This window comes from Paraburkholderia sp. BR14320, from assembly GCF_040948665.1.
Classification (GTDB): Bacteria; Pseudomonadota; Gammaproteobacteria; order Burkholderiales; family Burkholderiaceae; genus Paraburkholderia; species Paraburkholderia youngii.
The window spans coordinates 1-5,405 of sequence record NZ_JBFPKG010000119.1; the positions used below are offsets into that span (position 1 = coordinate 1).

Sequence of the window (5,405 nt, forward strand, 5' to 3'; positions counted from 1 at the left end):
ACAAACTCTCGGTGAACGTGTCGGCGCCGCGCATGATCTCCAGTGGGCAAGTGGTGGTTCATCTATCAACGCTTCACGAACTCTGCGCGATGACGTGTTTCAGCGGTACTTCAGCAACCTGTTAGGTGATAACAATGGCCTATTTTTCGAATAGACTGCATTCTCTGATCCCCAATAAATCGCTGTCGTAATTTATACCTCAATAGCAGGGGCGATATCAAATAAAGACAATTTATGCCTTTAGGAAAATCTTTGATGGGGATCTCAAGCCCCCCCGACTTCACAAGCGTTATGAATGGTATGCGAGAGTCGTGTAGTAGGGGCCGTTTTCCGCCGCCCGGAAGCATCGCGAAGAGGTGCGTGAGCAATTCAGACAGCCGGATACTGAGAGCGGCAGGAGCCTAAGCCAGCAATTAGTGCAGGCAATGGAACCTCGAAGATCATGGAAAAGGACCGCCAAGACTGCAAAGACGTGGATGCGGGACGTACGGATACCTTTGGTTTTCCTCATGCCTCGAACGACAAGCTCGCGCCACGATCTCTCAGCACCGACCTCCATGATGAGCAGCATCGGCATCAATATATTTGATGCCCCTTCCTTCTAGTGATTGCGCAGAGAATTTCGTAAGATACGTAACGTGCGGCGGCCAGTGCGGCGAGGGCAAATAAATTACGGTGTATTAACGTGTTCCAATATGGAGTGCCTATGAAAAATATGAAGCGAGTGCTATGTGGTGGCCTGCTGTCCATTGCTCTAATGGGGGTGGCGGCGCAGGCGACTGAGGTTCCGATCCAAATGTACTCAATTCCAAGTCCTGCGGACCCTTTCGATACTTCTACCTACTACTGCGGGCCCAGCGGGGAAAATGGGCATGGGAGTCACGCCGCGGAGCAAAGCGACTGGTCATTGAGCTTCGCATAATGCCTACGAGAAACTAGGTAATGACAAAATGAAATCCCACATTCCTCAGCGGCGCGAGGTGAAATGTGACATTGGCCGATGTCCGAAGCGAAGGTGCGCGGGCCAAACTGACTCACCAAGTCGATGTTTATCTTAGCGAGATTGCTGAGGCTGGAGCCAGCAGTCCTCGGCGGACGTGTTCTGCATGACCCGCGCATTTACGCAGTGCTTCTATCGAGTTGGCTCATAACAATCCGCGGAATGTTGAACATTCAGGCTTCCGGTGGAAATCGGGGTGTAGGAATTGCAGGGACTTACTGGCAAGTTTCTGGTTCCTCGAGGACTACCGGGGAACGCAGTGCGGATTTTGAGGAAGAAATATTTCTCGTCGCGCTACCCGTAAGCGCGACGTTTAATGACCTTGATGGTGTTGTTGATGTCCTCGACAACGCTGGTATTGAACGGACGCCGGCAACGGGCCGCCAAGCCCTGCCAATAGCCTTGCAGACGCTGGGCGAACAATGTCAGAGCGGCAATCCCGCTTTGCCGGGCTTGCTTGAACCACCGCTCGTAGGCCTTTTGTGCCGAGGCGGGTTTGCGGCAGAAGCACAGCTGTTTCAGTTCGTCGCGCAGTGCGTAGACGCATAACAGCACCGGGCCTCAGGACCTTTGATTTTTTGAATCTTTTCGGACCCAACCGCCATTTTTTGCACCAAAGGTATGTTTCCCCCGAACGGGGGTGCTGGAGCGCTGTGCCTACCTTCGTCGTCAAGGTAAGCCGCTGCGTGGGGACTAAATGCAACAACGCCGATAAAAGTGGCAAAAATCCGTGTCCCTGAGGAGCGAGACATGCAGACGAACCCGAACGAACTGGTCTGCTGAACCTAGGGCCCCGAGATGGGCCCCGACGCCGCCCCGGCCGGCATGGTGCCGACGAAGGCGAGCCGGAGGCCTGAAATGGGCCTCGCGAACCACCACTTTCCCCGATCCCGACATCCCTGAGAGGACTCGATCCCTGATGAAAACCTTACCACTGCAAAAGCGTGTGGCATCCCTCGCAATGGGCATCGCCACGACCTTCGCATCCTCGGTCGCCACGGCGCAAACCCCGGACGTCGTGCAGCCTCGCAATCCCGACCGCGCCGTCCTGCCGGTCATCTCTGGCTCGAAGGTCAGCGTTCCCTCTGGATCATGCAGCGTAGGGGCGGTGTTGGTGCCAAAGAGCATCCTCCACAGACTGACGCCTTACCAACGTGCGACACGATGGCTCGTGCTTGCCAAGCACTGCGCGCCGATGTACGCGACCATCCAGGTGGGTACCGTTGCCATCGGCAACGTCGTGTGGCAGTCGGCTACCTCGGACATCGAGCTTGTGCGGGTATCGCCCAAGCCGAATCCGAGGTCCTTGCAATGCGCCTCCACCTCTCACAGCGCAGCCTTCTGCAGCCCGGTCCAGACTTATACGCCCCTTGCGAATAACCAGGTCTTCATGCCGCGCGCCGGGCAGGAAGCGCGCCTTGCTGTTACCGGGTGGTCGGACGCGCCGTATGAACGGTTCTGCACAAGCGGTTGGCGCACCGGAGTCCGCTGCGTGTGGCAAGGCATGTCTCTCGAGGAGGGAGTTTGGAGACCGAATTATGAGCACATCAATGCCGCGCACTCGTCCGAGCTCAGCAGCATTGACAACGGCGACTCCGGCGGACCGGTCGTCACCTACGAACGGCAACTGATCGGGATCATCTCCTCCGGCGAGCCTGTCGGCCGTTCCATCGTCTACTACACGCCAATGCAACAGGTGCTGTACGAGCTTTACAGCTACAACTTCGCCCCGGCCGACCTACCCACCGATGTCGGCGAGGTCAATCCGCTATCCCGCAACGGTGAAAACGCCGGTTGGGAACTGGCGCCGACCGACGACGAGTGAGGTGCCCGGTCGCGGCCCACTGCCCGATGAAGCCGAGCGGGCGCCGTTCATGACGTCGGCCGTGTCGTCCGCATTCCGTGTGGGTAGTGGGAGTAGCTTTTCAGTCAGCAAAGCGCCGCCTCCGTGCGGCGCTTTGCTATGTGGTTGAGTCGCCCCTACAAAAACCCAGCAGTCCCTTACAGAACAAGGTAAGCCGCTGCGCGGCAACTAGAACCGTCGGTATGCGAAGGCCAACGCCGCTGGCAAGCGCGCCGTTGCCCGCGAGCGGGGGATGGTAGAGTCGGAGGTGTCGCGGGGAGGTACTGATCATCAGAACCGTCAGTCCGATCAAACAGCTGCTGCAGACCGGCGAGGCCTGGTGGCGGTATTTCAAAAAGCATGAGCATGAGATCCGCTCGGCGGTGGTGGACAACGTGGTGCGCCTGCTGGCTTGCGGACTGGAAGTAATGGGCTACGCGAGCCACTGCTGCTCGAACGGAGCCTGCCCGCATCGCAAGAAGGTGTGCTTCAGCTGAAAGAGCCGGTTCTGCCCCACGTGCGGCAAGAAGGCGACGGACCAATGGATCGCCACGCAAACGGCGAGGCCGCCGCAAACGCGCTGGCAGCACATCAGGCTGACGATGCCCTCGGCGCTGTGGGAGGTATTCAGGCTGAACCGCGCGCTGCTGAAGGCGCCCAGCCCGCAAACTGAACTGCACCCCAAAAGTTGGACACGGATCCAACGTTTTGGGGTGTTTTTCACGGCGCTGCACACGTTCGGGCGCGACCTGCAATGGAACGTGCATGTCCATCTGAGCGTGACCTGCGGGGGCTTAACGCCCGACGGCGAGCAGTGGAAGTCGATGTATTTCGTGAAGGCACAGGTCATCCCGATGTGGCGCTACGCAATCGTCGATCTGTTGCGGCATCTACGGCGCGCTGGTTCCGCCGCAGGAGCTGAAAACGTAGTGCCCGACAAAAGTGGCGTGGAGCCGCTGGCTGGATCGTCACTACGGCAAGCCATGGATCGTCCATTTTGCGCCATCGTCGGACAGCCATATCCGCAACGTGAACTACCCTGGCCGGTATATCAAACGCCCGCCGCTGTCGCAGTAGAGGCTGAAGCATTACGACGGCTTTCCACCGTGGGAGTTGGTCAATCAGCAGACGCAGCGTTGGATTCAGGCAAGCTGTTTCGGGGCCATGCTGAGCGACCTGCGTTCCATCATCCGGGTTGCTCAGGATCGTCGAGGTCAACCAAGCGCGTGCATACGGCGGTGGACAGGTTGAAGCAATTACTCGCGGTACGTGTGCGCTGGGCAAGGAACAGGCGCGCGCGCAGGTCAGAGAGATGGCGCGGCAGGTTCAGCAGGCAACGGGCCAGACGCTCAAGGTGGCGTTTGCCGACCACGGATACACTGGCGAAGAGCCCGCGCAAGCGGCACTGGACGAAGGCATTGAGCTTAAGTCATCAGGCTGCCGGAGGGCAAAACCGGCTTTGTGCTGGTGCGCGCTGCTGGGTGGTCGAGCGCAGCTTCGGCTGGCTCAACCGTTTCCGTCGTCTGGCAAGCGACTAGCAGCGGTTGCCTGCAACCCTGGCTGGCTAGCACTTCTCCGTATTCTCCGGCGCTTATGCTCGTGCACTTTCCAACCCTTAACAAAACGGTGATGGTCGGACGCCCACGCTAATACAGCAATTGCCAATACGATAAGCACTGTCTGCATAAGATGACCTCTTAACCGGTTATCGCGGAGATCGATGTGTATCCTCTTTGAACAAACGTTGTCCGGTATCGAACTGAAGTAAGAGCTTTCACATTGCACCGGAAGTCGACGTTCCCAAGTGGTGTACGTTCTCAACTTCCATCCTCAATTCTCGGGAATAGAGAGATTGGTCTTTCTTTCCTGAGCCCCCAAAAACGTGAACCGCCAAAAACAAAACTCCTATCGTACGTTGGGTCGCTACGAACATCGCATTCACCATACGGTCCAAAGTGGCGTTGCGACGGAGGATAATGCAGCCCGCCGATGTCACGTGATAGCAATTCTCCTTTTGTGATCGCTCAGTGACCTTCGATTTTCGTTTAGTGTGTGGGTAGCAAAAGATCCTGCCAGACAGGGCTGGCCCATAGCAGGAGTTTTCGTACAGTCCTCAGCACCTGTCACGGATCGGCGTAATCGAGCCGGGGATGATCGGCGTAATGAGGCCACCTGGAATGGCCCCGAAACGCGATTTCGAAGGGACTCAAGAATGCGTTTTTTTGCCTGATTTGGCAACCGCGTTTTCGCCGTTTTCGGGCATCGGTTTCGGCTTGCGGAAGCTCTCACCCTCAATGACGACACGGTAGGCGCCATGCCGTAGCCGATCGAGCGTGGCAGCACCGAGGATGCGGTTGTCGGGGAACGCGTCTCCCCATTCGCTGAAGTCGAGATTTGACGTCAAGATCGTCGCCGCGCGCTCATACCTGGCGGCGATCAGGTCATGGAAGTCTTCGTCGTGGGGCGCACGAAGAGGTTTGAGTGCGAAGTCATCAACGATCAGCACCGGCACGCGCACAAACTGCTGGAGCTTGCGTTCATAGAGTTCGGTCGCCCTTGCTG

At 57.7% G+C, this 5,405-nt stretch carries 4 protein-coding genes and 3 pseudogenes; 5 read left to right on the plus strand and 2 right to left on the minus strand.

The annotated features are described in order from the left end of the window. Positions 1-442 precede the first annotated feature (442 nt). On the plus strand, positions 443-589 hold the full coding sequence (locus AB3X89_RS38730; RefSeq protein ID WP_157646454.1) for a hypothetical protein: 147 nt from the start codon (positions 443-445) through the stop codon (positions 587-589). A gap of 705 nt (positions 590-1,294) precedes the next feature. Here AB3X89_RS38730 and AB3X89_RS38735 read toward each other — a convergent pair. Continuing rightward, a pseudogene (locus tag AB3X89_RS38735) lies at positions 1,295-1,552 on the minus strand (transposase); the annotation flags it as partial. A gap of 367 nt (positions 1,553-1,919) precedes the next feature. On the opposite strand from AB3X89_RS38735, the gene AB3X89_RS38740 reads away from it, so the two are divergent. The 4 genes and pseudogenes from AB3X89_RS38740 to AB3X89_RS38755 form a co-directional block, all read left to right on the plus strand. Further along, entirely contained in the window at positions 1,920-2,825 is a 906-nt protein-coding gene (locus tag AB3X89_RS38740; protein WP_018436464.1) for a trypsin-like serine protease, read from the plus strand. A gap of 620 nt (positions 2,826-3,445) precedes the next feature. Further along, positions 3,446-3,742: pseudogene (locus AB3X89_RS38745) on the plus strand (transposase); the annotation flags it as partial. A 43-nt stretch (positions 3,743-3,785) separates the two neighbouring features. Then, on the plus strand, positions 3,786-3,920 hold the full coding sequence (locus tag AB3X89_RS38750) for a transposase (protein ID WP_368587878.1): 135 nt from the start codon (positions 3,786-3,788) through the stop codon (positions 3,918-3,920). A gap of 15 nt (positions 3,921-3,935) precedes the next feature. Beyond that, positions 3,936-4,378 (plus strand): annotated as a pseudogene (locus AB3X89_RS38755) (transposase); the annotation flags it as partial. A 671-nt stretch (positions 4,379-5,049) separates the two neighbouring features. On the opposite strand, the gene AB3X89_RS38760 reads toward AB3X89_RS38755, so the two are convergent. Continuing rightward, the coding region (locus AB3X89_RS38760; RefSeq protein WP_368587879.1) for an ATP-binding protein at positions 5,050-5,405 on the minus strand (356 nt) is incomplete at its 5' end.